The sequence below is a fragment of the Escherichia coli DSM 30083 = JCM 1649 = ATCC 11775 genome, from assembly GCF_003697165.2.
GTDB classification, from domain to species: domain Bacteria; phylum Pseudomonadota; class Gammaproteobacteria; order Enterobacterales; family Enterobacteriaceae; genus Escherichia; species Escherichia coli.
In genome coordinates this window covers 522705-548921 of record NZ_CP033092.2, presented here as the reverse complement: position 1 = coordinate 548921, position 26217 = coordinate 522705, and the positions used below count along the sequence as shown (strand labels likewise).

27 protein-coding genes are annotated in these 26217 nt (G+C 52.7%); 14 read left to right on the top strand and 13 right to left on the bottom strand.

Features of this window, described 5'->3' with window-relative positions:
- Nucleotides 1-25 precede the first annotated feature (25 nt).
- The 6 genes from ibaG to mlaF form a co-directional block, all read right to left on the bottom strand.
- Nucleotides 26-280 carry a BolA family iron metabolism protein IbaG gene (gene ibaG, locus EAS44_RS03490; protein ID WP_000429656.1) on the bottom strand — a complete coding sequence of 85 codons (255 nt, stop codon included), beginning with the start codon at nt 278-280 and terminating at the stop codon, nt 26-28.
- 159 nt (nt 281-439) lie between these two features.
- Nucleotides 440-733, bottom strand: coding sequence for a lipid asymmetry maintenance protein MlaB (gene mlaB, locus EAS44_RS03485; RefSeq protein ID WP_000004487.1), 294 nt, complete (start codon nt 731-733; stop codon nt 440-442).
- Complete coding sequence (mlaC, locus tag EAS44_RS03480; RefSeq protein WP_000476482.1) at nt 733-1368, bottom strand: phospholipid-binding protein MlaC; 636 nt, start codon at nt 1366-1368, stop codon at nt 733-735. The genes mlaB and mlaC overlap by 1 nt, the downstream gene beginning before the upstream one ends.
- An 18-nt stretch (nt 1369-1386) precedes the next feature.
- Nucleotides 1387-1938, bottom strand: a complete 552-nt coding sequence (mlaD, locus tag EAS44_RS03475; protein WP_001296448.1) for an outer membrane lipid asymmetry maintenance protein MlaD — start codon at nt 1936-1938, stop codon at nt 1387-1389.
- A gap of 4 nt (nt 1939-1942) precedes the next feature.
- Nucleotides 1943-2725, bottom strand: coding sequence for a lipid asymmetry maintenance ABC transporter permease subunit MlaE (gene mlaE / locus EAS44_RS03470; RefSeq protein ID WP_000925795.1), 783 nt, complete (start codon nt 2723-2725; stop codon nt 1943-1945).
- A 7-nt stretch (nt 2726-2732) separates the two neighbouring features.
- Entirely contained in the window at nt 2733-3542 is an 810-nt protein-coding gene (gene mlaF, locus EAS44_RS03465; protein ID WP_000438245.1) for a phospholipid ABC transporter ATP-binding protein MlaF, read from the bottom strand.
- 209 nt (nt 3543-3751) lie between these two features.
- Here mlaF and yrbG point away from each other — a divergent pair, with 209 nt between their 5' ends.
- The 12 genes from yrbG (at nt 3752) to yrbL (ending at nt 12561) form a co-directional block, all read left to right on the top strand.
- Entirely contained in the window at nt 3752-4729 is a 978-nt protein-coding gene (gene yrbG / locus EAS44_RS03460) for a calcium/sodium antiporter (RefSeq protein WP_000922880.1), read from the top strand.
- 13 nt (nt 4730-4742) lie between these two features.
- Nucleotides 4743-5729 (top strand): arabinose-5-phosphate isomerase KdsD, encoded by a 987-nt coding sequence (gene kdsD, locus EAS44_RS03455; RefSeq protein WP_001295557.1) that lies wholly within the window; start codon nt 4743-4745, stop codon nt 5727-5729.
- A gap of 20 nt (nt 5730-5749) precedes the next feature.
- Nucleotides 5750-6316 carry a 3-deoxy-manno-octulosonate-8-phosphatase KdsC gene (gene kdsC, locus EAS44_RS03450; RefSeq protein WP_000030016.1) on the top strand — a complete coding sequence of 189 codons (567 nt, stop codon included), beginning with the start codon at nt 5750-5752 and terminating at the stop codon, nt 6314-6316.
- Nucleotides 6313-6888 (top strand): LPS export ABC transporter periplasmic protein LptC, encoded by a 576-nt coding sequence (gene lptC / locus EAS44_RS03445; protein WP_000030537.1) that lies wholly within the window; start codon nt 6313-6315, stop codon nt 6886-6888. Before kdsC ends, lptC begins: the two co-directional genes overlap by 4 nt.
- Entirely contained in the window at nt 6857-7414 is a 558-nt protein-coding gene (lptA, locus tag EAS44_RS03440) for a lipopolysaccharide ABC transporter substrate-binding protein LptA (RefSeq protein ID WP_000669785.1), read from the top strand. Before lptC ends, lptA begins: the two co-directional genes overlap by 32 nt.
- Before the next feature lie 6 nt (nt 7415-7420).
- Nucleotides 7421-8146, top strand: a complete 726-nt coding sequence (gene lptB, locus EAS44_RS03435) for an LPS export ABC transporter ATP-binding protein (protein ID WP_000224099.1) — start codon at nt 7421-7423, stop codon at nt 8144-8146.
- A gap of 47 nt (nt 8147-8193) precedes the next feature.
- Nucleotides 8194-9627: an RNA polymerase factor sigma-54 gene (gene rpoN / locus EAS44_RS03430; RefSeq protein ID WP_000809051.1), complete on the top strand. Its 1434-nt coding sequence runs from the start codon at nt 8194-8196 to the stop codon at nt 9625-9627.
- Nucleotides 9628-9649: 22 nt separating this feature from the next.
- Nucleotides 9650-9937: a ribosome hibernation promoting factor gene (gene hpf / locus EAS44_RS03425; protein WP_001176599.1), complete on the top strand. Its 288-nt coding sequence runs from the start codon at nt 9650-9652 to the stop codon at nt 9935-9937.
- A gap of 117 nt (nt 9938-10054) precedes the next feature.
- Entirely contained in the window at nt 10055-10546 is a 492-nt protein-coding gene (gene ptsN, locus EAS44_RS03420) for a PTS IIA-like nitrogen regulatory protein PtsN (protein WP_000183674.1), read from the top strand.
- Nucleotides 10547-10591: 45 nt separating this feature from the next.
- Complete coding sequence (gene rapZ / locus EAS44_RS03415; protein WP_000243741.1) at nt 10592-11446, top strand: RNase adapter RapZ; 855 nt, start codon at nt 10592-10594, stop codon at nt 11444-11446.
- Nucleotides 11443-11715 carry a PTS phosphocarrier protein NPr gene (gene npr / locus EAS44_RS03410; protein ID WP_000216791.1) on the top strand — a complete coding sequence of 91 codons (273 nt, stop codon included), beginning with the start codon at nt 11443-11445 and terminating at the stop codon, nt 11713-11715. Before rapZ ends, npr begins: the two co-directional genes overlap by 4 nt.
- A gap of 213 nt (nt 11716-11928) precedes the next feature.
- Entirely contained in the window at nt 11929-12561 is a 633-nt protein-coding gene (yrbL, locus tag EAS44_RS03405; RefSeq protein ID WP_000620407.1) for a PhoP regulatory network protein YrbL, read from the top strand.
- Here yrbL and mtgA read toward each other — a convergent pair.
- From mtgA to yhcC, 4 genes are all read right to left on the bottom strand, one after another.
- Complete coding sequence (gene mtgA, locus EAS44_RS03400) at nt 12558-13286, bottom strand: monofunctional biosynthetic peptidoglycan transglycosylase (protein ID WP_000047069.1); 729 nt, start codon at nt 13284-13286, stop codon at nt 12558-12560. The genes yrbL and mtgA overlap by 4 nt on opposite strands.
- The gene (gene elbB, locus EAS44_RS03395; RefSeq protein ID WP_000719794.1) at nt 13283-13936 is read right to left on the bottom strand and encodes an isoprenoid biosynthesis glyoxalase ElbB; all 654 of its coding nucleotides are present in this window, start codon (nt 13934-13936) and stop codon (nt 13283-13285) included. Before elbB ends, mtgA begins: the two co-directional genes overlap by 4 nt.
- 229 nt (nt 13937-14165) lie before the next feature.
- Nucleotides 14166-16502 (bottom strand): aerobic respiration two-component sensor histidine kinase ArcB, encoded by a 2337-nt coding sequence (gene arcB, locus EAS44_RS03390; protein WP_000809780.1) that lies wholly within the window; start codon nt 16500-16502, stop codon nt 14166-14168.
- Nucleotides 16503-16597: 95 nt separating this feature from the next.
- The gene (gene yhcC / locus EAS44_RS03385) at nt 16598-17527 is read right to left on the bottom strand and encodes a TIGR01212 family radical SAM protein (RefSeq protein WP_001296449.1); all 930 of its coding nucleotides are present in this window, start codon (nt 17525-17527) and stop codon (nt 16598-16600) included.
- Between the two features lie 674 nt (nt 17528-18201).
- Here yhcC and gltB point away from each other — a divergent pair.
- Entirely contained in the window at nt 18202-22662 is a 4461-nt protein-coding gene (gene gltB, locus EAS44_RS03380; protein WP_001351033.1) for a glutamate synthase large subunit, read from the top strand.
- Between the two features lie 12 nt (nt 22663-22674).
- Nucleotides 22675-24093 carry a glutamate synthase subunit GltD gene (gene gltD, locus EAS44_RS03375; RefSeq protein ID WP_000081665.1) on the top strand — a complete coding sequence of 473 codons (1419 nt, stop codon included), beginning with the start codon at nt 22675-22677 and terminating at the stop codon, nt 24091-24093.
- A 67-nt stretch (nt 24094-24160) separates the two neighbouring features.
- Here gltD and nanQ read toward each other — a convergent pair whose 3' ends face one another.
- The 3 genes from nanQ to nanE are packed head-to-tail and all read right to left on the bottom strand — an operon-like array spanning nt 24161 to nt 26183.
- A complete protein-coding gene (gene nanQ, locus EAS44_RS03370) occupies nt 24161-24625 on the bottom strand; it encodes an N-acetylneuraminate anomerase (RefSeq protein ID WP_000979874.1) in 465 nt (154 codons plus the stop codon).
- The gene (gene nanK, locus EAS44_RS03365; RefSeq protein WP_000209056.1) at nt 24622-25497 is read right to left on the bottom strand and encodes an N-acetylmannosamine kinase; all 876 of its coding nucleotides are present in this window, start codon (nt 25495-25497) and stop codon (nt 24622-24624) included. Before nanK ends, nanQ begins: the two co-directional genes overlap by 4 nt.
- Complete coding sequence (gene nanE, locus EAS44_RS03360; RefSeq protein ID WP_000054239.1) at nt 25494-26183, bottom strand: N-acetylmannosamine-6-phosphate 2-epimerase; 690 nt, start codon at nt 26181-26183, stop codon at nt 25494-25496. The genes nanK and nanE overlap by 4 nt, the downstream gene beginning before the upstream one ends.
- Nucleotides 26184-26217 lie beyond the last annotated feature (34 nt).

Here is a 26217-nt window from a genome sequence, read left to right as displayed (position 1 = left end):
CCGCTACCGGCGAATCGCCCATAGCTCAAAAGCCGTTCAGTTTGCGATCGCGCGCCCACTCCGCAGGGGTATACGCTTTGATCGACACAGCATGAATGCGGTTATCCGCAATATATTCCATCAGCGGGCCATAGACCGTCTGCTGTTTTTTAACCCGACTCATGCCGTCAAACAACTCACCCACGGCAATAACCTGAAAGTGGCTGCCATCGCCGGAAACGTGGACTTCCTGGAGGGAGAGAGCGTTCATCAACACGCTCTGAATTTCATTATTTTCCATGGGATCTTCAATCATCAGTTAATAAATCAGCGAAACATCTTAGAGCAAAGTTGCGCTGGCATAAATAAGCAAAAAGCCTCGCTGATAAATCAGACAAGGCTCGACTTGCAGGCAGGTTTGCCGGACAGGCGGTTAACGCCATATCCGGCCTGAAAAAATTTAACGAGGCAGAACATCAGCAGGCAAATTATACAATTTCGCCAAGGTATACACTTTGTCGTTTACCCCCTGAAGCGTCACATTGTTGCCCTGCTTTTTCGCCAGATCGATAAGATGGAGCAGCAGTGCCAGTCCACCCGTATCCACGCGAGACACACGGCTAAGATCGATGCTGGTAATCCCCTTCACCGCTTCCTCACGTATTTCCCAAAGCGGTAGCAGAACGTCCTGATCCAGCTCTCCGGATAACGCCAGCGTGTCACCCGTCTGCATCCAGCTCAGTGACTCGCTCATTATTTTTTCTCTTCCAGAGTGATTTTCTGTTGAGAAATCGATTTCAGTTGCGCAGTCAGGCCGTCGATACCTTTGGTACGCAGCAGCGTTCCCCACTCGTTTTGTTTGGTGGTGATCATACTGACGCCTTCAGCAATCATGTCGTAAGCCTGCCAGTTGCCCGTCTGGGAGTTTTTACGCCACTGGAAGTCCAGACGCACCGGCGGGCGGCCATTCGGGTCAATAATGGTAACGCGAATCGGCACAATGATTTTATCACCCAGCGGCTGTTCTGGTGCAATCTGATAGGTTTGACCGTGATACATCGCCAGCGCCTGACCGTAAGCCTGCTTCAGGTACTCACGGAAAGCGGCAAAGTAAGCATCACGTTGAGCTGGGGTCGCACTCTTGTAATACTGGCCCAGCACCAGCGCACCGGCGTATTTCACCTGTACGTATGGCAACAGTTCCTGATCAACAATGGTACGCAGATAATCCGGGTTGGCCCGAATTTGCGGTTGCTCATTCTTCAGGCGATCGAACGTTTTCTGCGCCGCCTCGTCCATCAGCTTATACGGATTGGTCTGGTCTGCCGCGGTTGCCGCACTCAGCGGTGCAATCACCAGCAAAGCGACCATCATTAAACGTTTAAACATGCGTCGGTTCTCCTGAAATTATTTCGTTGTACCCACAGGTTCAGTGGTTTCATTATTACCTGGCGCAGCAGCTGGCGCATCGCCACTATTCTTATTGTCATCGCCTTTACTACCGTAAAGGAACTGACCAATGAGATCTTCCAGCACCATCGCAGACTTGGTGTCCTGAATTGTATCGCCATCCTTCAGGATAGCAGTTCCCAGTTCCGGGTCTTCAAAACCGACGTTTAATGCCAGATATTGTTCCCCCAGCAAGCCGGAAGTACGAATGCTCAGCGAACTGGTATCAGGAATGTGGTTATAACGTTGTTCAATTTCCAGCGTTACGCGCGGCAGATAGGTTTTCGGGTCCAGCGTAATATCCGCCACCCGGCCCACAACAACGCCACCAATGCTGACCGGAGAGCGGGCTTTCAGGCCGCCAATGTTATCGAACGTCGCATAAAGCGTATAGGTCGGTTCAGTACGTATAGACGTCACGTTCGCTGCCTTCAGGCAAACAAACAGCGCCGCAAGCAGTGCTGCTAATAAAAAGATACCCACCCAAATTTCATTTTTTTTCGTTTGCATGAACTCAATTCCCAAACATCAATGCGGTCAGCACAAAATCCAGCCCCAGAACAGCCAGAGACGAGTGGACAACGGTGCGAGTGGTTGCCCGGCTAATCCCGGCAGACGTCGGGATGGCGTCGTAGCCGTTAAACAACGAAATCCACGTCACCGTGATGGCGAACACCACGCTCTTAATCAGACAGTTGACGAGATCCATACGCCAGTCGACGGCATTTTGCATTGCCGACCAGAAGAACCCACTATCAATGCCTTTCCAACTGACGCCGACCAGCGATCCGCCCCAGATCCCCACGGCGACGAAGATAACCGTCAACAGTGGTAATGAAATAACTCCAGCCCAGAAACGGGGAGAAATAACCCGACGCAGCGGATCCACCGCCATCATCTCCATACTGGAGAGTTGCTCTGTAGCGCGCATCAGGCCGATTTCTGCGGTTAGCGCCGAACCAGCACGCCCGGCAAACAACAACGCGGCAACCACCGGCCCCAGTTCACGCAGTAGCGATAACGCCACCAGCATACCCAGACTGGTTTCCGCACTATAAGTGGTCAGAACCAGATAACCTTGCAGCCCCAACACCATTCCGATGAACACGCCAGAAACCACAATAATCAGCATCGACAGGACGCCGACATTATAGAGCTGGCGCACCAGCAGCGGTGCATGTTTGCGAAATTCCGGTTTGCCGACCAGCGCATTGAATAACATTAACCCGGCCCGCCCGAACGTTCTCAGGGTTTTAATCCCTTTATGTCCGAGCGACGCCAGCGCATTTAACAGCATGAGTGGCTTAACTCCCTGGTAAAAGATCAGCGTGATAATCGCCGGCAGGATAGCGGAACGGAACAGGCCCGTCAGCTATCCCGTCCAGAAACTGACGTACGCGCGGATCAGGATTCGCCTGCAACGCCTGGGCACTGCCATGAGCGACAATTTTTTTGTCCGCCAGGATCCAGGCGTGATCCGCAATACTTAACACTTCCGGCACATCGTGAGAAACCACCACACAAGTCACGCCCAGCGCGCTGTTCAGCTCAGAAATCAGCTTCACCAGCACGCCCATGGTAATGGGATCTTGCCCAACAAAGGGCTCATCAAACATGATGAGATCCGGCTCCAGCGCAATCGCACGTGCCAGCGCTGCACGCCGCGCCATCCCACCGGAAAGTTCAGAAGGCATAAGTTTAGCCGCTCCACGCAGCCCCACGGCCTCCAGCTTCATCATCACCGTACTATGCAACAATGGCGCGGGAAGTTGGGTATGTTCCCGCAGTGGATAGGCGACGTTGTCAAATACGTTCATATCAGTGAACAACGCCCCGGACTGAAATAACATGCTCATCCGTTTGCGCACTGTATACAGGCGCGAACGAGACATCGCCGGAATATTCTCACCATCGAAAAGAATCTCACCATGATCTGGTGCGATTTGCCCGCCAATCAGACGGAGTAGCGTCGTTTTACCGATGCCCGATGGCCCCATGATCGCCGTGATCTTCCCTCGCGGCACGGTCAGGGAAATATTATCGAAGATGCAGCGATTGCCACGCGTAAAACTGACATCGCGCATATCGACTAAATTCGCCACAGACTGCTCCATAATTCACCCTTCGTCTTGCGTTGATTTTCTAAGCATGGCGCTCAATTTAACCTTGAACCCAACATATTTACAGAATATTACCTGCCGTGGTTAGCGAAAGCTGGCATTTGTTTTACTTTTTAGCCGCATAAAGTCAAAATTAAGAATCTGTTACGGCTTTCTGAAAATCTTCAGCGGACCGGCGAGTATACCTGAAGAAAGGACGTTAGATGCTTTTAGCTACGGCACTGTTAATTGTTGGTTTACTTTTGGTCGTTTACAGTGCCGACCGCCTGGTTTTTGCCGCGTCTATTCTTTGCCGAACCTTTGGCATCCCGCCGTTGATCATCGGCATGACGGTGGTCAGTATTGGTACATCGTTACCAGAAATCATCGTCTCGCTTGCCGCGTCTTTGCACGAACAACGCGATTTAGCCGTTGGTACAGCCCTCGGCTCAAACATTATCAATATATTGCTGATCCTCGGTCTGGCTGCGCTGGTTCGTCCTTTTACCGTCCATTCTGATGTTCTACGCCGTGAATTACCCTTAATGTTGTTGGTCAGCGTGGTGGCCGGTTCCGTACTCTATGACGGACAACTTAGTCGCAGCGATGGTATCTTTCTCCTCTTTCTGGCTGTGCTATGGCTGCTGTTCATTGTTAAACTTGCACGTCAGGCTGAACGTCAGGGGACTGACAGCCTGACCAGAGAGCAGCTTGCAGAGCTGCCGCGTGAAGGTGGATTGCCCGTCGCATTTTTATGGCTCGGCATCGCACTGATCATTATGCCAGTGGCCACGCGGATGGTAGTTGATAACGCCACGGTGCTGGCGAATTACTTTGCCATTAGCGAGTTGACGATGGGTCTGACGGCAATTGCTATCGGAACCAGCCTGCCGGAACTGGCAACCGCAATAGCGGGGGTTCGCAAAGGTGAAAACGACATTGCGGTCGGAAATATCATTGGTGCAAACATTTTTAATATTGTCATCGTGTTGGGTTTACCCGCGCTGATAACGCCAGGAGAGATTGATCCACTGGCGTACAGTCGTGACTACAGCGTGATGTTGCTGGTGAGCATTATTTTTGCGTTGCTGTGCTGGCGGCGCTCCCCGCAACCGGGCCGTGGTGTAGGGGTATTATTAACTGGCGGATTTATCGTATGGCTGGCGATGTTGTACTGGTTATCGCCAATACTCGTTGAATAACTGGAAACGCATTATGTCGCACGTAGAGTTACAACCGGGTTTTGACTTTCAGCAAGCAGGTAAAGAAGTCCTGGCGATTGAACGTGAATGCCTGGCGGAGCTTGATCAATACATCAATCAGAATTTCACGCTTGCCTGTGAAAAGATGTTCTGGTGTAAAGGGAAAGTTGTCGTCATGGGGATGGGGAAATCGGGGCACATCGGGCGCAAAATGGCAGCAACATTTGCCAGCACCGGTACACCTTCATTTTTCGTCCATCCTGGCGAAGCCGCGCATGGTGATTTAGGCATGGTCACCCCACAGGATGTGGTGATTGCTATCTCTAACTCAGGTGAATCCAGCGAAATCACGGCCTTAATTCCAGTGCTTAAGCGTCTTCACGTACCGTTAATCTGCATCACCGGTCGCCCGGAGAGCAGCATGGCGCGCGCCGCAGATGTGCATCTGTGTGTTAAAGTAGCGAAAGAAGCCTGTCCGTTAGGGCTGGCACCGACCAGCAGCACAACCGCCACGTTGGTTATGGGCGATGCCCTCGCTGTCGCGCTGTTAAAAGCACGCGGCTTTACTGCTGAAGATTTTGCGCTCTCACACCCAGGCGGCGCACTGGGTCGTAAACTTCTGCTGCGCGTAAACGATATTATGCATACGGGCGATGAGATCCCGCATGTTAAGAAAACGGCCAGTCTGCGTGACGCATTGCTGGAAGTTACCCGCAAAAATCTTGGTATGACTGTCATTTGCGATGACAATATGATGATTGAAGGCATCTTTACCGACGGTGATTTACGCCGTGTCTTCGATATGGGCGTGGATGTTCGTCAGTTAAGTATTGCCGATGTGATGACGCCGGGGGGAATACGCGTGCGCCCAGGCATTCTGGCCGTTGAGGCACTGAACTTAATGCAGTCCCGCCATATCACCTCCGTGATGGTTGCCGATGGCGACCATTTACTCGGTGTGTTACATATGCATGATTTACTGCGTGCAGGCGTAGTGTAAAGATTCAAGGATAAACAACAATGAGCAAAGCAGGTGCGTCGCTTGCGACCTGTTACGGCCCTGTCAGCGCCGACGTTATGGCAAAAGCAGAGAACATTCGTCTGCTGATCCTCGACGTTGATGGCGTACTGTCAGATGGCCTGATTTATATGGGCAATAACGGCGAAGAGCTGAAAGCGTTCAATGTTCGTGACGGTTATGGCATTCGTTGTGCGCTCACCTCTGATATTGAAGTCGCTATCATTACCGGGCGAAAGGCTAAACTGGTAGAAGATCGTTGTGCCACATTGGGGATCACTCACTTGTATCAGGGGCAGTCAAACAAACTGATCGCCTTTAGCGATCTGCTGGAAAAACTGGCGATTGCCCCGGAAAATGTGGCTTATGTCGGCGATGATCTCATCGACTGGCCGGTAATGGAAAAAGTGGGTTTAAGCGTCGCCGTGGCCGATGCGCATCCACTGTTGATCCCGCGCGCCGATTACGTGACGCGCATTGCTGGCGGTCGTGGCGCAGTGCGAGAAGTTTGCGACTTATTACTCCTGGCGCAGGGCAAACTGGATGAAGCCAAAGGGCAATCGATATGAGTAAAGCCAGACGTTGGGTTATCATTGTGCTATCACTGGCGGTTCTGGTGATGATCGGCATTAATATGGCCGAAAAAGACGATACCGCCCAGGTGGTCGTCAACAACAATGATCCCACCTATAAAAGCGAGCATACGGACACGCTCGTCTATAACCCAGAAGGGGCACTAAGCTATCGATTGATTGCTCAACACGTTGAATATTATTCCGATCAGGCCGTTTCGTGGTTTACGCAGCCGGTACTTACCACGTTTGATAAGGATAAAATCCCGACATGGTCCGTAAAAGCAGATAAAGCCAAGCTGACCAATGACCGGATGCTCTATTTATATGGACACGTTGAAGTCAATGCACTCGTGCCGGACTCTCAACTTCGCAGAATCACGACGGATAACGCGCAGATCAATCTGGTGACGCAGGATGTTACCTCTGAAGACCTCGTCACGTTATACGGAACAACATTTAACTCCAGCGGTCTGAAAATGCGCGGCAACTTACGCAGCAAGAACGCCGAGCTGATTGAAAAGGTTAGAACATCCTATGAAATTCAAAACAAACAAACTCAGCCTTAATCTTGTGCTTGCCAGCTCACTTCTGGCCGCCAGCATTCCGGCATTTGCCGTAACCGGAGACACTGATCAGCCGATCCACATTGAATCGGACCAGCAATCTCTTGATATGCAAGGCAACGTGGTTACCTTTACCGGCAATGTCATCGTCACCCAGGGCACCATCAAAATTAATGCCGACAAAGTGGTCGTTACCCGTCCGGGCGGCGAACAAGGTAAAGAAGTGATTGACGGCTACGGTAAACCGGCAACGTTCTACCAGATGCAGGACAACGGTAAACCCGTTGAAGGTCACGCTTCACAGATGCACTACGAACTGGCAAAAGATTTTGTCGTTCTGACGGGTAATGCTTATCTGCAGCAGGTCGATAGCAACATTAAGGGCGATAAGATCACTTACCTGGTGAAAGAGCAGAAAATGCAGGCTTTCAGCGACAAAGGCAAGCGCGTAACCACCGTTCTGGTGCCGTCGCAGCTGCAGGACAAAAACAATAAAGGCCAGACCCCGGCACAGAAGAAGGGTAATTAATTCGTTATGGCAACATTAACTGCAAAGAACCTTGCAAAAGCCTATAAAGGCCGTCGCGTGGTAGAAGACGTCAGCCTGACCGTCAACTCCGGGGAAATTGTCGGTCTGCTGGGGCCAAACGGTGCCGGTAAGACCACCACTTTCTACATGGTTGTTGGCATTGTGCCGCGCGATGCGGGCAACATCATTATTGATGATGACGATATCAGTCTGCTGCCTCTGCATGCACGCGCGCGCCGCGGTATCGGCTATCTGCCGCAGGAAGCCTCCATTTTCCGTCGCCTCAGCGTTTACGATAACCTGATGGCGGTACTGCAAATTCGTGACGACTTGTCTGCTGAACAACGTGAAGACCGCGCGAACGAGCTGATGGAAGAGTTTCACATTGAGCACCTGCGTGACAGCATGGGGCAGTCACTCTCCGGGGGTGAACGTCGCCGTGTAGAAATTGCCCGCGCACTGGCTGCGAATCCGAAATTTATTCTGCTCGACGAACCGTTTGCCGGGGTTGACCCGATCTCGGTTATCGACATTAAACGCATCATTGAGCACCTGCGCGACAGCGGCCTGGGCGTGCTGATCACTGACCACAACGTGCGTGAAACACTGGCGGTTTGTGAACGCGCTTATATCGTCAGTCAGGGGCATTTGATCGCCCACGGCACGCCTACAGAAATCTTACAAGACGAACACGTTAAGCGTGTATACCTTGGGGAAGACTTCAGACTCTGATAGGGTAGAAGTTTGCGACGTTTTAGCAGGAGAGTACGATTCTGAACATGAAGCAAGGTTTGCAACTCAGGCTTAGCCAACAACTGGCGATGACGCCACAGCTCCAACAGGCAATTCGTCTGTTGCAGTTGTCGACGCTGGAACTTCAGCAGGAGCTACAGCAGGCGCTGGAGAGCAATCCGCTGCTTGAGCAAATCGACACTCATGAAGAAATCGACACCCGCGAAACGCAAGACAGTGAAACACTGGACACCGCCGACGCGCTCGAACAAAAAGAGATGCCGGAAGAGCTGCCGCTCGATGCCAGTTGGGACACCATTTACACCGCTGGTACACCATCCGGCACCAGCGGTGACTACATTGACGACGAGCTGCCGGTCTATCAGGGCGAAACGACACAGACCTTACAGGATTACCTGATGTGGCAGGTCGAGTTGACACCATTTTCCGACACTGACCGCGCGATTGCTACCTCTATCGTCGATGCCGTTGATGACACCGGTTATCTGACTGTCCCGCTGGAAGATATTCTCGAAAGTATGGGCGATGAAGAGATTGACATCGACGAAGTTGAAGCCGTCCTTAAGCGGATCCAACGGTTTGATCCGGTCGGTGTGGCGGCAAAAGATCTGCGTGACTGCCTGCTGATCCAACTCTCCCAATTCGATAAGACCACGCCATGGCTGGAAGAGGCCAGACTGATCATTAGCGATCATCTCGATCTATTAGCCAATCACGACTTCCGCACTTTAATGCGCGTCACGCGTCTGAAAGAAGATGTGCTGAAAGAAGCCGTCAATCTGATCCAGTCGCTCGATCCGCGCCCCGGGCAGTCGATCCAGACTGGCGAACCTGAGTATGTCATTCCAGATGTGCTGGTGCGTAAGCATAACGGTCACTGGACGGTAGAACTCAACAGTGACAGCATTCCGCGTTTGCAAATCAACCAGCACTACGCCTCGATGTGCAATAACGCGCGCAACGATGGTGATAGCCAGTTTATCCGCAGCAATCTGCAGGATGCCAAATGGTTGATCAAGAGTCTGGAAAGCCGTAACGATACGCTACTGCGCGTGAGTCGCTGTATCGTTGAACAGCAGCAAGCCTTCTTTGAGCAAGGCGAAGAATATATGAAACCGATGGTACTGGCTGATATCGCCCAGGCCGTCGAGATGCATGAATCGACGATATCTCGCGTGACCACGCAAAAATACCTGCATAGTCCACGAGGCATTTTTGAACTGAAGTATTTCTTTTCCAGTCACGTCAATACTGAAGGCGGGGGTGAAGCCTCTTCCACAGCGATTCGCGCACTGGTGAAGAAATTAATCGCGGCGGAAAACCCAGCGAAACCGTTGAGCGACAGCAAGTTAACCTCTTTGCTGTCGGAACAAGGTATCATGGTGGCACGCCGCACTGTTGCGAAGTACCGAGAGTCTTTATCCATTCCGCCGTCAAACCAGCGTAAACAGCTCGTTTGACCCAACCGATAAGGAAGACACTATGCAGCTCAACATTACCGGAAATAACGTCGAGATCACCGAGGCACTGCGCGAATTTGTTACAGCCAAATTTGCCAAACTTGAGCAATATTTTGACCGAATCAACCAGGTCTATGTTGTTCTGAAAGTGGAGAAGGTCACCCACACCTCAGATGCAACACTGCATGTAAACGGTGGTGAAATTCATGCCAGCGCGGAAGGTCAGGACATGTACGCTGCCATTGATGGCTTAATTGATAAGCTGGCACGCCAGTTGACCAAACATAAAGATAAACTGAAACAACACTAATTGTCCGGGCAATTAGCATGTGCATGGCGGCCTGTTGTGCGGCACAACGGGCCATTTGTACGGTTAATGCTCCGAGCCTGTTCCACTGTTTGAGTGGGCAGGTTCTTAGGTGAAATTATGACAAATAATGATACAACTCTACAGCTTAGCAGTGTTCTTAACAGGGAATGTACGCGAAGCCGCGTCCACTGTCAGAGCAAAAAACGCGCCCTGGAAATCATCAGCGAGCTGGCGGCGAAACAACTTAGCCTGGCGCCCCAGGTGGTTTTTGAAGCTATCCTGACGCGGGAAAAAATGGGCAGTACCGGTATCGGCAATGGTATTGCCATTCCGCATGGCAAACTGGAAGAAGATACTCTGCGTGCCGTTGGCGTTTTCGTTCAGCTCGAAACGCCTATAGCTTTCGATGCCATCGACAACCAACCGGTAGACTTACTTTTTGCCCTGCTGGTGCCGGCAGACCAAACTAAAACGCACCTGCATACTCTGTCGCTGGTAGCGAAACGTCTGGCGGACAAAACCATCTGCCGCCGTTTACGCGCAGCCCAGAGCGATGAAGAGCTGTATCAAATCATTACGGATACCGAAGGTACTCCGGATGAAGCGTAGTTATTCGGTAATGTCTCTTTTAGACGTTGTGAGGAGAAACAGTACATGGTACTGATGATCGTCAGCGGACGTTCAGGTTCAGGTAAATCTGTCGCCCTGCGTGCGCTGGAAGATATGGGTTTTTACTGCGTGGATAACCTTCCCGTAGTGTTGTTACCCGATCTGGCTCGAACTCTGGCCGATCGAGAGATTTCTGCCGCCGTCAGCATTGATGTTCGTAATATGCCGGAGTCACCAGAAATATTCGAACAGGCGATGAGTAACCTGCCTGACGCTTTCTCACCGCAACTACTGTTCCTGGATGCCGACCGTAATACCTTAATTCGTCGTTACAGTGACACGCGCCGACTGCATCCGCTTTCCAGCAAAAACCTGTCGCTGGAAAGTGCTATCGACAAAGAAAGCGATTTGCTGGAGCCTCTGCGTTCGCGAGCGGATCTGATTGTCGATACCTCAGAAATGTCCGTTCACGAGCTGGCAGAAATGCTGCGTACCCGTCTGCTGGGTAAACGTGAACGTGAACTGACCATGGTCTTTGAGTCTTTCGGCTTCAAACACGGTATCCCTATCGATGCAGATTACGTCTTTGACGTGCGCTTCTTGCCGAACCCGCACTGGGATCCGAAACTGCGCCCAATGACAGGTCTTGATAAACCTGTCGCCGCGTTCCTCGACCGCCACACAGAAGTACACAATTTTATCTACCAGACGCGAAGCTATCTTGAGCTATGGTTACCTATGCTGGAAACCAACAACCGTAGCTACCTGACGGTCGCCATTGGTTGTACCGGCGGGAAGCACCGTTCGGTGTATATTGCAGAGCAACTGGCAGACTACTTCCGCTCGCGCGGTAAAAACGTCCAGTCACGCCATCGGACGCTGGAAAAACGTAAACCATGACCGTCAAGCAAACTGTTGAAATCACAAACAAGCTGGGCATGCATGCCCGGCCTGCAATGAAGCTGTTTGAATTAATGCAGGGTTTTGACGCTGAAGTGCTGTTACGTAATGACGAAGGCACCGAGGCTGAAGCCAACAGCGTTATTGCGCTGCTGATGTTGGATTCTGCCAAAGGACGGCAGATTGAAGTTGAAGCGACCGGTCCACAGGAAGAGGAAGCACTGGCCGCCGTTATCGCCCTCTTTAACTCTGGTTTTGATGAAGATTAATCTTCATCACTTTGACATTCAAATCCCTTCAAGCTCCCCCGGCAATAAGAAAAGCGCGTACTGAAATCGTTATCAATCAACGTCGATTGTACATTTCGTGCGCTTTTTTACTTTCAGAAGAACCTTAAGAAAACCTTAAGAAGCATTGTTTAGATTTCGTTTAAGTTAATCGACCATACTGGAGATCGTCAGAAAATATTTCCAGGAGATGGCATGATTCGCTTATCTGAACAAAGTCCCCTGGGCACCGGAAGACATCGGAAATGTTATGCGCATCCGGAAGATGCCCAACGCTGTATCAAGATTGTCTACCATCGTGGCGATGGTGGCGATAAAGAGATCCGCCGTGAGTTAAAGTACTACGCGCATCTTGGTCGCCGGTTAAAAGACTGGAGTGGAATACCGCGCTATCACGGTACCGTTGAGACGGATTGCGGAACCGGTTATGTCTACGATGTGATTGCCGATTTCGACGGCAAGCCTTCCATTACGCTGACCGAATTTGCAGAACAATGCCGTTACGAAGAAGACATTGCACAACTGCGCCAGTTACTGAAACAGCTGAAGCGTTATTTGCAGGATAACCGTATCGTGACGATGTCGCTGAAGCCGCAGAATATCCTCTGTCACCGCATCAGTGAGTCAGAGGTTACCCCCGTCGTCTGCGACAACATTGGTGAAAGCACATTGATTCCACTGGCGACCTGGTCGAAGTGGTGTTGTCTGCGTAAGCAAGAGCGGTTATGGAAACGATTTATCGCCCAACCGGCGCTGGCTATTGCCCTGCAGAAAGATCTGCAACCTCGTGAGAGCAAAACGCTGGCCCTCACTTCGCGCGAAGCTTAATCAAGCTGGTGTTGTTGCATAAACGGCTCACCGCCTAACTGATACATCTGCCGTAAAATCCACGCCTGACGGCTACGCACGTAGCCCGATGGCGCGGAGACTTTGAAACGAAGTGGATTAGGTAATACAGCTGCCAGCAATGCAGCTTCCGACCGGGTAAGTTTGCTCGCGGGTTTGTGGAAATAACGTTGTGCCGCAGCTTCGACGCCAAACACACCGTCGCCAAATTCGGCGATATTCAGGTAAACCGTCAGGATACGCTTTTTGCTCCAGACTGTTTCTATCCCCAGCGTTAATCCGGCTTCCAGCCCTTTTCGAACCCAGCTACGCCCATCCCATAAAAAGAGATTTTTGGCTGTCTGCTGAGAAATCGTTGAAGCACCGCGAATACGGTTTTCATTGCGCTCGTTGTGCGCCAGGGCTTGCTCAATGGAAGCGACATCAAAGCCCCAGTGCTCAGGAAATTTCTGATCTTCTGCGGCAATCACCGCCAGTCCCATCCACGGCGAGATTTGATCCATACTGACCCAGTCAGAATGTGCCACGTAACGAAAATTGCCATGCAGCCAGGCGCTGACTTGCCGCTCGACCATTACCGCTGAGAAAGGAACAGGCGCAACGCTAAACAACGCGATGCCCCCGCCCCAGAAAATGGCGAGGACAACCATTAACCGCAGAAGAAAACGGCGAACGAAACTAAACACCGTTAAGCGGCTTTTACTCATTCAGCCAGAACCAGCACGCGGGAAACCAGCTTATCAATGCCGCTCGCCGCTTCTGCAATGTTCTGCGCCAGCATATATGCCGGGGTGGTGACAATCTTATTGTCTTCATCAACCACGATATCATCGACAGGACACGGCACATGCTCCGCGCCCATCTCTTCCAGCACTTCTGCGGTATCGATATCAGTACCGATGGTCAAACGCAGCGGGAAATCGAAAATTTTCGGCAGTATCGCCGGTGCTATACACATAAAACCAAGCGGTTTTCCGGCCTGATGCATCGCTTGTGCCAGCGCCTTTAATTCACGGTCAACGGTGCATTCGCTACCAAGACTGGCAAAATTGCTTAAATTCTTCACCGCGCCAAAACCCCCCGGCACAATCAACGCATCCAGTTCAGCGGCATCGGCCTGGGCCAGAGGACGGATTTCACCGCGCGTTATTCGTGCCGCTTCAATCAGCACATTGCGCGTTTCCGTCATCGCTTCACCAGTTAAATGGTTGATAACATCAACCTGCTGCTTATCCGGTGCAAAGCAGACCGCCTGCGCACCGCTGCGTGAAATAGCTAACAACGTCAACACCGCTTCATGAATTTCAGAACCGTCATAGACGCCGCATCCGCTCAGAATTACGCCAATTTTCTTCATTGTGATCTTCCTTTCGCAATTGACTGAAACACATTAATTTTTTTAATAAAAATGCTACGCATCACACATTTAACTGATTCATGTAACAAATCATTTAAGTTTTGCTATCTTAACTGCATGCGGCCTGAAAAACAGTGCTGTGCCCTTGTAACTCATCATAATAATTTACGGCGCAGCCAAGATTTCCCTGGTGTTGGCGCAGTATTCGCGCACCCCGGTCTAGCCGGGGTCATTTTTTAGTGGCTTTTGCCACCCACGCTTTCAGTACTTCTACGTCGTGACGCCACTCTTCTTTCATCTCTTCAATCCATTCACCGACGTTATCTTCCCAGGCGGGAAGGTCAGGAGACTGAATTTGCTGACCCAGCTGTTGCAGATGGCGTAACCCCACTGACCCCGCCGCACCTTTAATTTTATGCCCTTCCTCAACAATGCCTTTTTTATCCTGCGCCGTCAGATTCGACTCCAGCACGCTGACATAGCCCGGCATCATCCTCTCAAACACCGCTAACCCGTCGGTGATCAGCTTCGGTCCTACAAGTTCGAGATACTGTTCCAGCATGGGAATATCGAGCAATGCTTCTGATTTACTGTTCTCTTCTGTCGTCACCGTACTCTCCTCATCATCCTGGGTATCCCAGAATTTCTTGATCATCGCGGTTAGCGCCGGAACAGAAAGCGGCTTACTCAGCACATCATCCATTCCAGCATTGAGGTACTCTTGTTTGTCTTTCAGCACGTTAGCGGTTAAGGCCACCAGCGGCGGTAAATCCTCGCGCGGATAACGCTTCGTCAGTTCACGAGAGATATCCAGCCCGGTCATATCTGGCAACTGAATATCCAGCAACACCAGGTCGTATTCGCCCGGTTTAAACATCTCCAGCGCCGCCTTGCCGGTCATGGCGACATCAACGCTGTTACCTAACTTTTCCAGCACAGAGCGCGCGACAATCACGTTCAGTTCAATGTCTTCCACCAGCAGCACATTCAGCGCCGGTAAAGGCATATCGTCTTCATCAAACGCATCATCAACCTCTTCTGCTACCGACGGTGCGTGGATCGTCAACGTAAAGGTTGAACCTTTGCCCTGTTCGCTGGTAACCGTAATATCGCCGCCCATATTTTTCGCCAGACGACGAGAAACGGCCAGACCAATACCGGTGCCGGTGGCAGGTTTACCGCCATGACTGTCTTTCACCTGGTAATACATGGCGAAGATTTTATCCAGCTCATCCTGCGGAATGCCGATACCAGAGTCTTCCACTTCAAAATGCAGCATATCGCCTTCATCGTAGCGCACGCGCACGGTAACCTGGCCTTGCTGAGTGAATTTGACGGCGTTACTGATGAGGTTCCACAAGATCTGCCGTAAACGCGTCCCGTCGGTAATGACCTGATGCGGTAATGGCAGCGTCGGCTCCAGATTAAAGCGCAATCCTTTTTGTTGCGCCTGCAATGCGGAGAGATTTTCCAGATCGGCAAGGAAGCTGGTGAAATCAACCGGCTGATTATCAAGCTGGACCTTGCGCCGTTCCATCTTATCCATGTCGATAATATCGTTGAAGATATTCCCCAACGTGACAGCCGAAACATGGATGGTTTTGAGATATTTTTCCTGCTCGGCGGTGAGTTCAGTATCCAGCAGAATGCGGCTCAGGCCGACGATACCGTTCAGCGGTGTACGCAATTCGTGACTGATGGTGGAGATAAACGTCGTTTTGTCGCGGCTGGCGCGCTCAAGCGCATCCTGATACCGCTTACGCTCGGTAATGTCGCGACCAAAGCCCATCAAACCGTGACGTTTACCCACGCGGTCGTAGTACGGTACTTTACGGATTTCAAAGCAGGCTTTGCGTCCGTCGGGATAATCCAGCCACTGCTCATAGGTCAGTGACACATTATGACGGAACACTTTTTCATCGGTTTCAATGACTTTCGCAGCGGCTTCCGGTGAGTAAACATCAGCAGGTTTCAGGTGAACCAGTTGTTTTTCGCTTTTTCCGGTCAGCAGCTCCATCGCGCGGTTACAGCCGGAAAACTCTTTATCTTCGTTACGATAAAAAACCAGGTCGGGTGAAGCGTCAAGGAAGGAACGTAAGAATGAGGATTGCTGCTCGAGCTGAATTTGTGTCTCTTCGCGCTCTTTGATTTCAATTTTCAGTTGGCCGAAGGTTTCCTGCAGTTCTGCTTCCGCTTTTTCACGAACGGCGATTTCCTGATTTAGCTGGGCAATATTATCTTTTAACTGAACGTTGAGGCTCAAATCGCGCTCGCGCATCTCCTCCAGTTTTTGCACCAGTCGTGACAGACGTTGTCGTGACTCCTCCAGTTGCTCGACGACCACCGATAGAAAGTAGACCGCCCACGGCGTAATCAGCAAACCAAAGAAGATAGAACGAATAACATCAATGCTTTCGACCTGACCATGCAGCACCATGGTTACCGCCATTTGTACCACAATGGCAAGAACGACGAGGGCCAGCGCCAGCAACATTGAGAAGCGCACCAGACCTAACTTCATCATCAGGTCAACATAATACTGCGCCAGCAGACGAATTTGCTTCATTAGGGAATTCCTTCACGACAACCTGCCCCAATAATACCCAATTCTGACAGTTACGTTATAAATTGTGTGAGAAATGCGGAATTCCCCTCAATGGCCTACGCCGTTGGAGGTAGCCACGGACGTCCCAGCGCCGATCCCTGTACGCCATGTTCATTCAGATAACGATCCAGCTCGACCATTCCCGTCCATCGATTTTCGCACCACAACGGAGCAAGCAGCGTCGGGCGACGGGCGCTGGCGGAAATGCGGTGGTAGATCACTTCCGGTGGCGTATGGCGAATCATTTCTCCGGCAGTGAGCGTGTAATCCTCCAGTTCAATTCCGTTCAAACGCCCCGCTTCCCAGGCTTTCGCCATAATGCTGCCTTTCACTATATGCAGCGGATGCAGCTTTATGCCGTCCACGCCGGTTTCAACCACTCGCTCCAGCGTTTGCAAACATTCAGCCTGCCCTTCGCCAGGCAGGCCAACAATTAAGTGAGAACACACCTTCAGCCCACGCTCACGCGCCAGCTGCGTCGTGCGCTGATAGCAGGCAAAATCATGACCGCGATTGATGCGATGCAGTGTTTTGTCGTGGGCGGTTTGTAGCCCCAGCTCCAGCCACACTTCGTAGCCCTGGTCCTTATATTCGCAAAGCAGATCCAGCACCGCATCCGGCACGCAGTCCGGGCGGGTACCAACACACAAACCGACAATATTGGCCTGGCTCACCGCCTGCTGATACATCGAACGCAGCACCTGAACTTCCGCAAAGGTGCTGGTATACGCCTGAAAGTAGGCCAGATAGCGTTTAGCGCGGTTAACTAAATTCGCCTGGTGCGCCAGTTGCTCGGCAATGGAACGATGCTGCTGCGCTTCATCGGCAAACGAGGCAACATTACAGAATGTGCAGCCGCCACGCCCGATGGTACCGTCACGGTTAGGGCAGCTAAAACCGCCATGCAGCGTCAGCTTATGCACCTTTTGCCCATAACGACGGGTGAGATCACCACCAAACATATTGACTAATTTCTGTAACTGCATAATCTGATAGACCGCGCCTTGAAAAGAGGCCAAAGCCTGCCATTTTTAGCCCAATTCGGCGATGACCTGGATCAATCGTCCCGGCCTGCTTTTATCAACTGCATAATCAATCAAAATTACCGAAATTTCATGCACAATCACATAAATCACTTTTGCTTATCTTGTGTCAGATTTTTTTATCTCCTTATGGATTTTAGGCAAAAACAGTAGCATGAAACGTTATTACCAATTAAGGCAGTATAAAATGCTGGTTTTCTCGTCAGTTCAAGGCAGGATAAGGGTTAACACGCCTTTATGACAGTCAGGTATTGGCTGTTTCTCTAACGACGCCCCTTTTAGCCTTAAATAGAAAATCCAATTTAATTTCAGATAATTAATAAAGAATTTTGCGCTAAAGCACATTTCTGTACCAATAAGCTTGCCATTTGACCTGTATCAGCTTTCCCGATAAGTTGGAAATCCGCTGGAAGCTTTCTGGATGAGCAGCCTGCTCATCATATTTATGCAGTAATTGAGATCCCCTCTTCACCGTATTAACCGATGCGAAAAGGACAACAAGGGGGCGAATGCGAGGCGCGCGTATGACACGCAAACCCCGTCGCCACGCTCTTACTGTGCCCGTGCGCAGCGGTTCGGAAGTGGGGTTCCCGCAGAGCCTGGGGGAGGTTCACGATATGTTGTACGATAAATCCCTTGAGAGGGATAACTGTGGTTTCGGCCTGATCGCCCACATAGAAGGCGAACCTAGCCACAAGGTAGTGCGTACTGCAATACACGCACTGGCCCGCATGCAGCACCGTGGCGCGATTCTCGCCGATGGTAAAACCGGTGACGGTTGCGGCTTGCTGTTACAAAAACCGGATCGTTTTTTTCGCATCGTTGCGCAGGAGCGCGGCTGGCGTTTAGCAAAAAACTACGCCGTCGGGATGCTCTTCCTGAATAAAGATCCTGAACTCGCCGCTGCCGCACGCCGCATCGTTGAAGAAGAGCTGCAACGCGAAACGTTGTCGATTGTGGGCTGGCGTGATGTCCCCACTAACGAAGGCGTGCTGGGTGAAATCGCCCTCTCCTCTCTGCCACGCATTGAGCAAATTTTTGTGAACGCCCCGGCAGGCTGGCGTCCGCGCGATATGGAGCGCCGTCTGTTTATCGCCCGCCGCCGCATTGAAAAGCGTCTCGAAGCCGACAAAGACTTCTACGTCTGTAGCCTGTCGAATCTGGTCAATATTTATAAAGGTCTGTGTATGCCGGCGGATCTGCCGCGCTTCTACCTGGACCTCGCTGACCTGCGTCTGGAATCGGCCATCTGCCTGTTTCACCAGCGCTTTTCCACTAACACCGTACCGCGCTGGCCGCTGGCGCAGCCGTTCCGCTACCTCGCGCATAACGGTGAAATCAACACCATCACTGGTAACCGCCAATGGGCGCGTGCGCGTACCTATAAATTCCAGACGCCGCTGATCCCTGACCTGCACGACGCCGCGCCGTTCGTCAACGAAACCGGCTCTGACTCCAGTTCGATGGATAACATGCTGGAACTCCTGCTGGCAGGCGGGATGGATATCATCCGTGCCATGCGTCTGTTAGTACCACCCGCCTGGCAGAACAACCCGGATATGGACCCGGAACTGCGTGCCTTCTTTGACTTTAACTCCATGCATATGGAGCCGTGGGATGGTCCGGCAGGGATCGTGATGTCCGATGGCCGTTTCGCCGCCTGTAACCTCGACCGTAACGGTCTGCGTCCGGCACGCTACGTCATCACCAAAGATAAACTGATCACCTGCGCCTCTGAAGTCGGTATCTGGGATTATCAGCCTGACGAAGTGGTCGAAAAAGGCCGCGTAGGGCCAGGCGAACTGATGGTGATCGACACTCGCAGTGGGCGCATTCTACACTCGGCAGAAACCGATGATGACCTGAAAAGCCGCCATCCCTATAAAGAGTGGATGGAGAAAAACGTCCGCCGTCTGGTACCGTTTGAAGATCTGCCCGATGAAGAAGTGGGTAGCCGCGAACTGGACGACGACACGCTTGCCAGCTACCAGAAACAATTTAACTACAGCGCGGAAGAGCTGGATTCGGTGATCCGCGTACTGGGTGAAAACGGTCAGGAAGCGGTCGGTTCGATGGGCGACGACACCCCATTCGCCGTGCTCTCCAGCCAGCCGCGCATTATTTACGACTACTTCCGCCAGCAGTTTGCTCAGGTAACCAACCCGCCAATCGACCCGCTGCGCGAAGCGCATGTTATGTCGCTCGCCACCAGTATCGGTCGTGAAATGAACGTCTTCTGTGAAGCAGAAGGCCAGGCGCACCGTTTAAGCTTTAAATCGCCGATTCTGCTCTATTCCGATTTCAAACAGCTCACGACGATGAAAGAGGATCACTACCGCGCAGATACGCTGGATATCACCTTTGACGTCACTAAAACCACGCTCGAAGCGACGGTGAAAGAGCTGTGCGACAAAGCCGAAAAAATGGTACGTAGTGGCACCGTGCTGCTGGTGCTCTCCGACCGGAATATCGCTAAAGATCGCCTGCCGGTTCCGGCTCCGATGGCGGTTGGCGCGATCCAGACCCGTCTTGTCGAGCAAAGCCTGCGTTGCGATGCCAACATCATCGTAGAAACCGCCAGCGCCCGTGATCCGCACCACTTCGCCGTGTTGCTGGGCTTCGGTGCGACGGCTATTTATCCGTACCTTGCCTATGAAACGCTGGGCCGCCTGGTAGACACCCACGCGATTGCCAAAGATTATCGTACCGTGATGCTCAACTACCGTAACGGCATCAACAAAGGCTTGTACAAAATCATGTCCAAAATGGGCATCTCCACCATCGCCTCTTACCGCTGCTCGAAACTGTTTGAAGCGGTCGGTCTGCACGATGATGTCGTAGGCCTGTGCTTCCAGGGCGCGGTTAGCCGCATTGGCGGGGCGAGCTTTGAAGACTTCCAGCAGGATCTGCTGAATCTGTCGAAACGTGCCTGGCTGGCGCGCAAGCCCATCAGCCAGGGCGGCCTGCTGAAATACGTGCACGGCGGCGAATACCACGCCTACAACCCGGACGTGGTGCGCACACTGCAGCAGGCGGTACAAAGCGGCGAGTATAGCGACTATCAGGAATACGCGAAGCTGGTTAATGAGCGTCCGGCAACCACGCTACGCGATCTGCTGGCAATTACGCCGGGTGAAAACGCGGTCAACATTGCTGATGTTGAACCGGCAAGCGAACTGTTTAAACGCTTCGATACCGCCGCGATGTCTATCGGCGCGTTAAGCCCGGAAGCCCACGAGGCGCTGGCGGAAGCGATGAACAGCATCGGCGGTAACTCAAACTCCGGCGAAGGCGGTGAAGACCCGGCGCGCTATGGCACTAACAAAGTGTCGCGCATCAAGCAGGTGGCGTCCGGTCGCTTCGGCGTTACTCCGGCGTATCTGGTCAATGCCGACGTCATTCAGATTAAAGTCGCCCAGGGCGCGAAGCCGGGAGAAGGCGGTCAGTTGCCGGGTGATAAAGTCACTCCTTACATTGCCAAACTGCGCTATTCGGTGCCGGGCGTGACGCTGATCTCCCCGCCGCCGCACCATGATATCTACTCTATCGAGGACTTAGCGCAGCTCATTTTCGACCTCAAGCAGGTTAACCCGAAAGCGATGATCTCCGTGAAGCTGGTGTCCGAACCGGGCGTCGGCACCATCGCGACCGGCGTGGCGAAAGCTTATGCGGACTTGATCACCATCGCAGGCTATGACGGCGGCACCGGCGCAAGTCCGCTTTCATCGGTGAAATACGCAGGCTGTCCGTGGGAACTCGGCCTGGTGGAAACCCAACAGGCGCTGGTTGCCAACGGTTTACGTCATAAAATTCGTTTGCAGGTTGATGGCGGCCTGAAAACGGGCGTTGATATCATCAAAGCGGCGATTCTCGGCGCAGAAAGCTTCGGCTTCGGCACTGGCCCAATGGTCGCGCTCGGTTGTAAATATCTGCGAATTTGCCACCTGAACAACTGCGCTACGGGTGTAGCAACTCAGGATGACAAACTGCGTAAGAATCACTATCACGGCCTGCCGTTCAAAGTGACGAATTACTTTGAGTTTATCGCCCGTGAAACCCGCGAGCTGATGGCACAGCTGGGCGTAACACGTCTGGTGGATCTGATTGGTCGCACCGACCTGCTGAAAGAGCTGGACGGTTTCACCGCCAAACAGCAGAAACTGGCGCTGTCGAAGCTGCTGGAGACTGCCGAGCCGCATCCAGGTAAGGCGCTCTACTGCACCGAAAACAACCCGCCGTTTGATAACGGCCTGCTGAACGCGCAGTTGCTGCAACAGGCGAAACCGTTTGTTGATGAACGCCAGAGCAAAACCTTCTGGTTCGATATCCGCAACACCGACCGTTCTGTCGGCGCATCGCTTTCAGGCTATATCGCCCAGACGCACGGCGATCAGGGGCTGGCAGCCGATCCGATCAAGGCGTACTTCAACGGCACCGCAGGCCAGAGCTTCGGTGTGTGGAACGCAGGCGGCGTGGAACTGTATCTGACCGGCGATGCTAACGACTATGTCGGTAAAGGCATGGCGGGCGGCTTAATTGCCATTCGTCCTCCGGTTGGCTCAGCCTTCCGCAGCCATGAAGCAAGCATTATCGGCAACACCTGCCTGTATGGCGCGACCGGAGGTCGTCTGTATGCCGCAGGCCGCGCGGGTGAACGTTTCGGCGTGCGTAACTCCGGTGCTATCACCGTGGTAGAAGGCATTGGCGACAACGGCTGTGAATATATGACGGGCGGTATTGTCTGTATTCTGGGTAAAACCGGCGTTAACTTCGGCGCGGGCATGACCGGTGGCTTCGCTTACGTTCTCGATGAAAGCGGCGATTTCCGCAAACGCGTTAACCCGGAACTGGTCGAGGTCTTAAGCGTTGACGATTTGGCGATCCATGAAGAGCATCTGCGTGGTCTTATCACCGAGCATGTGCAGCATACCGGTTCCCAGCGTGGTGAAGAGATTCTGGCGAACTGGTCAACCTTCGCCACGAAATTCGCGCTGGTTAAACCGAAGTCCAGTGATGTAAAAGCACTGCTGGGTCACCGTAGTCGTAGCGCAGCAGAGTTGCGCGTGCAGGCGCAGTAAGGGGTAGCAACAATGAGTCAGAATGTTTATCAATTTATCGACCTGCAGCGCGTTGATCCGCCAAAGAAACCGCTGAAGATCCGCAAAATTGAGTTTGTTGAAATTTACGAGCCGTTTTCCGAAGGCCAGGCCAAAGCGCAGGCTGACCGCTGCCTGTCGTGCGGCAACCCATACTGCGAGTGGAAATGCCCGGTACACAACTACATCCCGAACTGGCTGAAGCTCGCCAACGAGGGGCGTATTTTTGAAGCGGCGGAACTGTCGCATCAGACCAATACCCTGCCGGAAGTGTGCGGACGTGTCTGCCCGCAAGACCGTCTGTGCGAAGGTTCCTGCACCCTGAACGATGAGTTTGGCGCAGTGACCATCGGCAACATTGAGCGCTATATCAACGATAAAGCGTTCGAGATGGGCTGGCGTCCGGATATGTCCGGCGTGAAACAAACCGGTAAAAAAGTGGCGATTATCGGCGCTGGCCCGGCGGGTCTGGCGTGCGCGGATGTCCTGACGCGCAACGGCGTAAAAGCGGTCGTCTTCGACCGTCACCCGGAAATTGGCGGATTGCTGACCTTCGGTATTCCGGCCTTCAAGTTAGAAAAAGAGGTAATGACGCGCCGCCGTGAAATCTTCACCGGTATGGGTATTGAATTCAAACTCAATACCGAAGTGGGCCGCGACGTACAGCTGGACGACCTGCTGAGTGATTACGATGCCGTGTTCCTTGGCGTCGGGACTTATCAGTCAATGCGCGGCGGGCTGGAAAACGAAGACGCCGATGGCGTGTACGCAGCGCTGCCGTTCCTTATCGCCAACACCAAACAGTTAATGGGCTTTGGTGAAACCAACGACGAACCGTTCGTCAGCATGGAAGGTAAACGCGTGGTAGTACTTGGCGGTGGCGATACCGCGATGGACTGTGTGCGCACGTCTGTACGCCAGGGTGCAAAGCACGTTACCTGTGCCTATCGTCGTGATGAAGAGAACATGCCAGGTTCCCGCCGCGAAGTGAAAAACGCGCGGGAAGAAGGTGTAGAGTTCAAATTCAACATCCAGCCACTGGGGATTGAAGTGAACGGTAACGGCAAAGTCAGCGGCGTGAAAATGGTGCGCACAGAAATGGGCGAACCGGATGCCAAAGGCCGTCGCCGCGCGGAGATCGTGGCAGGGTCAGAACATATCGTTCCGGCAGATGCGGTGATCATGGCGTTTGGTTTCCGTCCACACAACATGGAATGGCTGGCAAAACACAGCGTCGAGCTGGATTCACAAGGCCGCATCATCGCCCCGGAAGGCAGCGACAACGCCTTCCAGACCAGCAACCCGAAAATCTTTGCTGGCGGCGATATCGTCCGTGGTTCCGATCTGGTCGTTACCGCCATTGCCGAAGGTCGCAAAGCGGCGGACGGCATTATGAACTGGCTGGAAGTTTAAGCGAGGTAACAATAAATTCGCCAGACAGTGTCTGGCGAATTTATAAAACGAGCGATCCAACTAAATTTTAAGCCATTAAATCAGCCTTAATCTTCACTACCACCTTTTTAATCTCACCAGGTTCGCCAACAACGCATCCCGGTTTATGCGGTTCTCCTGGCATAAACACGGCGAACATTCCCGGTTTCAGGATGATGGCTTGCTCGTTTTCAATGGCGCTGCAAAGCTGATAATCATCTTCATGGTGGAACTCTTCACACTGACGCGCAGTGCCTGCCATGCCAAACAGAATCCGTTCCTCACCGTTTAATAACAGCTGGATATCAATGTATTGTTCGTGCAATTCGGCTTTTTTCTCAACAGGCGATTGAGTATTAAATGTCATGACATTCATAAAGATATTGTCGCCCTGTAATTCGTAACGGCCAGGCGCTTTTTCTTGCGGTCTGGCAGCTAATGCCAACGTTAACGCGTCCTGTAACGCAGGATGTAATCCGGCAGACGGTAATGACTGTACTTCACCCATCATCATAATATTTCTCCCTGGGCCAACAGCGCAGCCCCAAGTAAACCTGCATCGTGGCGGTAGTGCGCCGCCAGTAAATCAACATGAAATGCCGCTGGCTCCTGCGCCAGATACGTTTCCACCAGCGCCAGATACCCTTCTGCCAGACCAACGCTGCCACCGACCACCACGCACTGGCAATCAGTTGTGGCTTTAATATCAGCGATCAGCCTTGCAAGCGTACGTGCGGAGCGGTGAATCAGTTGCTGCGCCTGCTCATCACCCTGCCCGGCGCGCGTGAAAATAGTTTTCGCATTCGCACCAGCCAACTCCCCCTGCGCTGCCGTTGCAATGCCGCGACCAGAAGCAATCGCTTCCACGCAACCTGTGCGTCCACAGCCGCAGGCTGGACCATGCGGATCGGCAAGCGTATGCCCGATATGCCCCGCCAGACCGCCAGGGCCGGTACGCAGTTTACCGCCGCTCACTACACCGCCGCCAACGCCGGTGGAAACAGTGATAAAAACCATATCGGTTATATCGCCATCCAGCGCCTGATACTCCGCCCATGCTGCGGCCTGCGCATCATTAATGGCAATGGTCGGCAAATTGGTAAGTTGCTCCAGCGTTTTGACTAACGGAAAGTGTAACAATCCACCGAGATTATGCGGATTCAGCGCCAACAAGCTGCCGTCGCGAATAATTCCGGTTGAAGCGATGGCAACCCGCTGCGCATGTGCTTGCAACGGAGAGACTAATGCGGATAAGGCATCACGCAGCGCCTGCGGAGTCTGGCTGGCAGGCGTAGGAAGTTCTCGGCGATCGCGGATCTGCCCGTCAGCGCCAATCAGCGCGGCGGCAAGTTTAGTACCGCCGATATCAATCGCCAGTGTGGTCATAGCACCGCCTTTTTCATCGCTGTGTTGTACCACTGACAAATGTGTTCAAGACGCGTAATGGCAGAACCGACCGTCACCGCCCACGCGCCGTGGCGCATCGCATCCGCCGCCTGAGCAGGCGTGTTGTAACGCCCTTCGGCAATCACCCGGCATCCGGCGTCACTCAACGTTTTCACCAGCGCCAGATCCGGCTCTTCTGGCGTTTCAGGCGTAGTATAGCCAGAAAGCGTAGTGCCAATAATTTCGGCTCCCAGCTTTTGGCATGCCAGGCCGTCTTCCGGCGTTGAGCAGTCGGTCATCGCCAGTAAACCGTGATGGTGAATACGTGCCAGCAGCGTTTCAACTGGCACCGGACGCGGTCGGTCGGTGCCGTCAATCGCGATAATGTCCGCGCCCGCCTGCGCCAGCGCATCAACATCTTCAATATAGGCCGTGATGCGTACCGGAGAATCCTCCAGATCGCGCTTCACAATCCCAATAATCGGCACGCTCACCACCGCACGCGTGGCTTGCAGATTTGCCACACCTTCAATACGAATGGCGACCGCGCCCGCCTGCTCTGCCGCTAATGCCATGGCGGCAACGATTTCGGGTTTATCGAGCGGGCTGTCCGGAACCGGCTGGCAGGAGACAATCAGGCCACCGTTAGCAGCGATTTTTTGATCCAGTTGTGCAAGTAACGACATACATCTTCCCTTAGCGAAAGGCCCGGTACAGAGA

Coding starts and splice junctions, on each gene's coding strand:
- kdsD (WP_001295557.1), top strand. CDS start 4,743: ATGTCGCACGTAGAGTTACAACCGGGTTTTGACTTTCAGCAAGCAGGT.
- mlaB (WP_000004487.1), bottom strand. CDS start 733: ATGAGCGAGTCACTGAGCTGGATGCAGACGGGTGACACGCTGGCGTTA.
- nanK (WP_000209056.1), bottom strand. CDS start 25,497: ATGACCACACTGGCGATTGATATCGGCGGTACTAAACTTGCCGCCGCG.
- mtgA (WP_000047069.1), bottom strand. CDS start 13,286: ATGAGTAAAAGCCGCTTAACGGTGTTTAGTTTCGTTCGCCGTTTTCTT.
- ptsN (WP_000183674.1), top strand. CDS start 10,055: ATGACAAATAATGATACAACTCTACAGCTTAGCAGTGTTCTTAACAGG.
- yrbL (WP_000620407.1), top strand. CDS start 11,929: ATGATTCGCTTATCTGAACAAAGTCCCCTGGGCACCGGAAGACATCGG.
- nanE (WP_000054239.1), bottom strand. CDS start 26,183: ATGTCGTTACTTGCACAACTGGATCAAAAAATCGCTGCTAACGGTGGC.
- rapZ (WP_000243741.1), top strand. CDS start 10,592: ATGGTACTGATGATCGTCAGCGGACGTTCAGGTTCAGGTAAATCTGTC.
- arcB (WP_000809780.1), bottom strand. CDS start 16,502: ATGAAGCAAATTCGTCTGCTGGCGCAGTATTATGTTGACCTGATGATG.
- mlaE (WP_000925795.1), bottom strand. CDS start 2,725: ATGCTGTTAAATGCGCTGGCGTCGCTCGGACATAAAGGGATTAAAACC.
- rpoN (WP_000809051.1), top strand. CDS start 8,194: ATGAAGCAAGGTTTGCAACTCAGGCTTAGCCAACAACTGGCGATGACG.
- elbB (WP_000719794.1), bottom strand. CDS start 13,936: ATGAAGAAAATTGGCGTAATTCTGAGCGGATGCGGCGTCTATGACGGT.
- yrbG (WP_000922880.1), top strand. CDS start 3,752: ATGCTTTTAGCTACGGCACTGTTAATTGTTGGTTTACTTTTGGTCGTT.
- gltB (WP_001351033.1), top strand. CDS start 18,202: ATGTTGTACGATAAATCCCTTGAGAGGGATAACTGTGGTTTCGGCCTG.
- yhcC (WP_001296449.1), bottom strand. CDS start 17,527: ATGCAGTTACAGAAATTAGTCAATATGTTTGGTGGTGATCTCACCCGT.
- gltD (WP_000081665.1), top strand. CDS start 22,675: ATGAGTCAGAATGTTTATCAATTTATCGACCTGCAGCGCGTTGATCCG.
- npr (WP_000216791.1), top strand. CDS start 11,443: ATGACCGTCAAGCAAACTGTTGAAATCACAAACAAGCTGGGCATGCAT.
- kdsC (WP_000030016.1), top strand. CDS start 5,750: ATGAGCAAAGCAGGTGCGTCGCTTGCGACCTGTTACGGCCCTGTCAGC.
- lptB (WP_000224099.1), top strand. CDS start 7,421: ATGGCAACATTAACTGCAAAGAACCTTGCAAAAGCCTATAAAGGCCGT.
- lptC (WP_000030537.1), top strand. CDS start 6,313: ATGAGTAAAGCCAGACGTTGGGTTATCATTGTGCTATCACTGGCGGTT.
- lptA (WP_000669785.1), top strand. CDS start 6,857: ATGAAATTCAAAACAAACAAACTCAGCCTTAATCTTGTGCTTGCCAGC.
- nanQ (WP_000979874.1), bottom strand. CDS start 24,625: ATGATGATGGGTGAAGTACAGTCATTACCGTCTGCCGGATTACATCCT.
- mlaC (WP_000476482.1), bottom strand. CDS start 1,368: ATGTTTAAACGTTTAATGATGGTCGCTTTGCTGGTGATTGCACCGCTG.
- mlaD (WP_001296448.1), bottom strand. CDS start 1,938: ATGCAAACGAAAAAAAATGAAATTTGGGTGGGTATCTTTTTATTAGCA.
- ibaG (WP_000429656.1), bottom strand. CDS start 280: ATGGAAAATAATGAAATTCAGAGCGTGTTGATGAACGCTCTCTCCCTC.
- mlaF (WP_000438245.1), bottom strand. CDS start 3,542: ATGGAGCAGTCTGTGGCGAATTTAGTCGATATGCGCGATGTCAGTTTT.
- hpf (WP_001176599.1), top strand. CDS start 9,650: ATGCAGCTCAACATTACCGGAAATAACGTCGAGATCACCGAGGCACTG.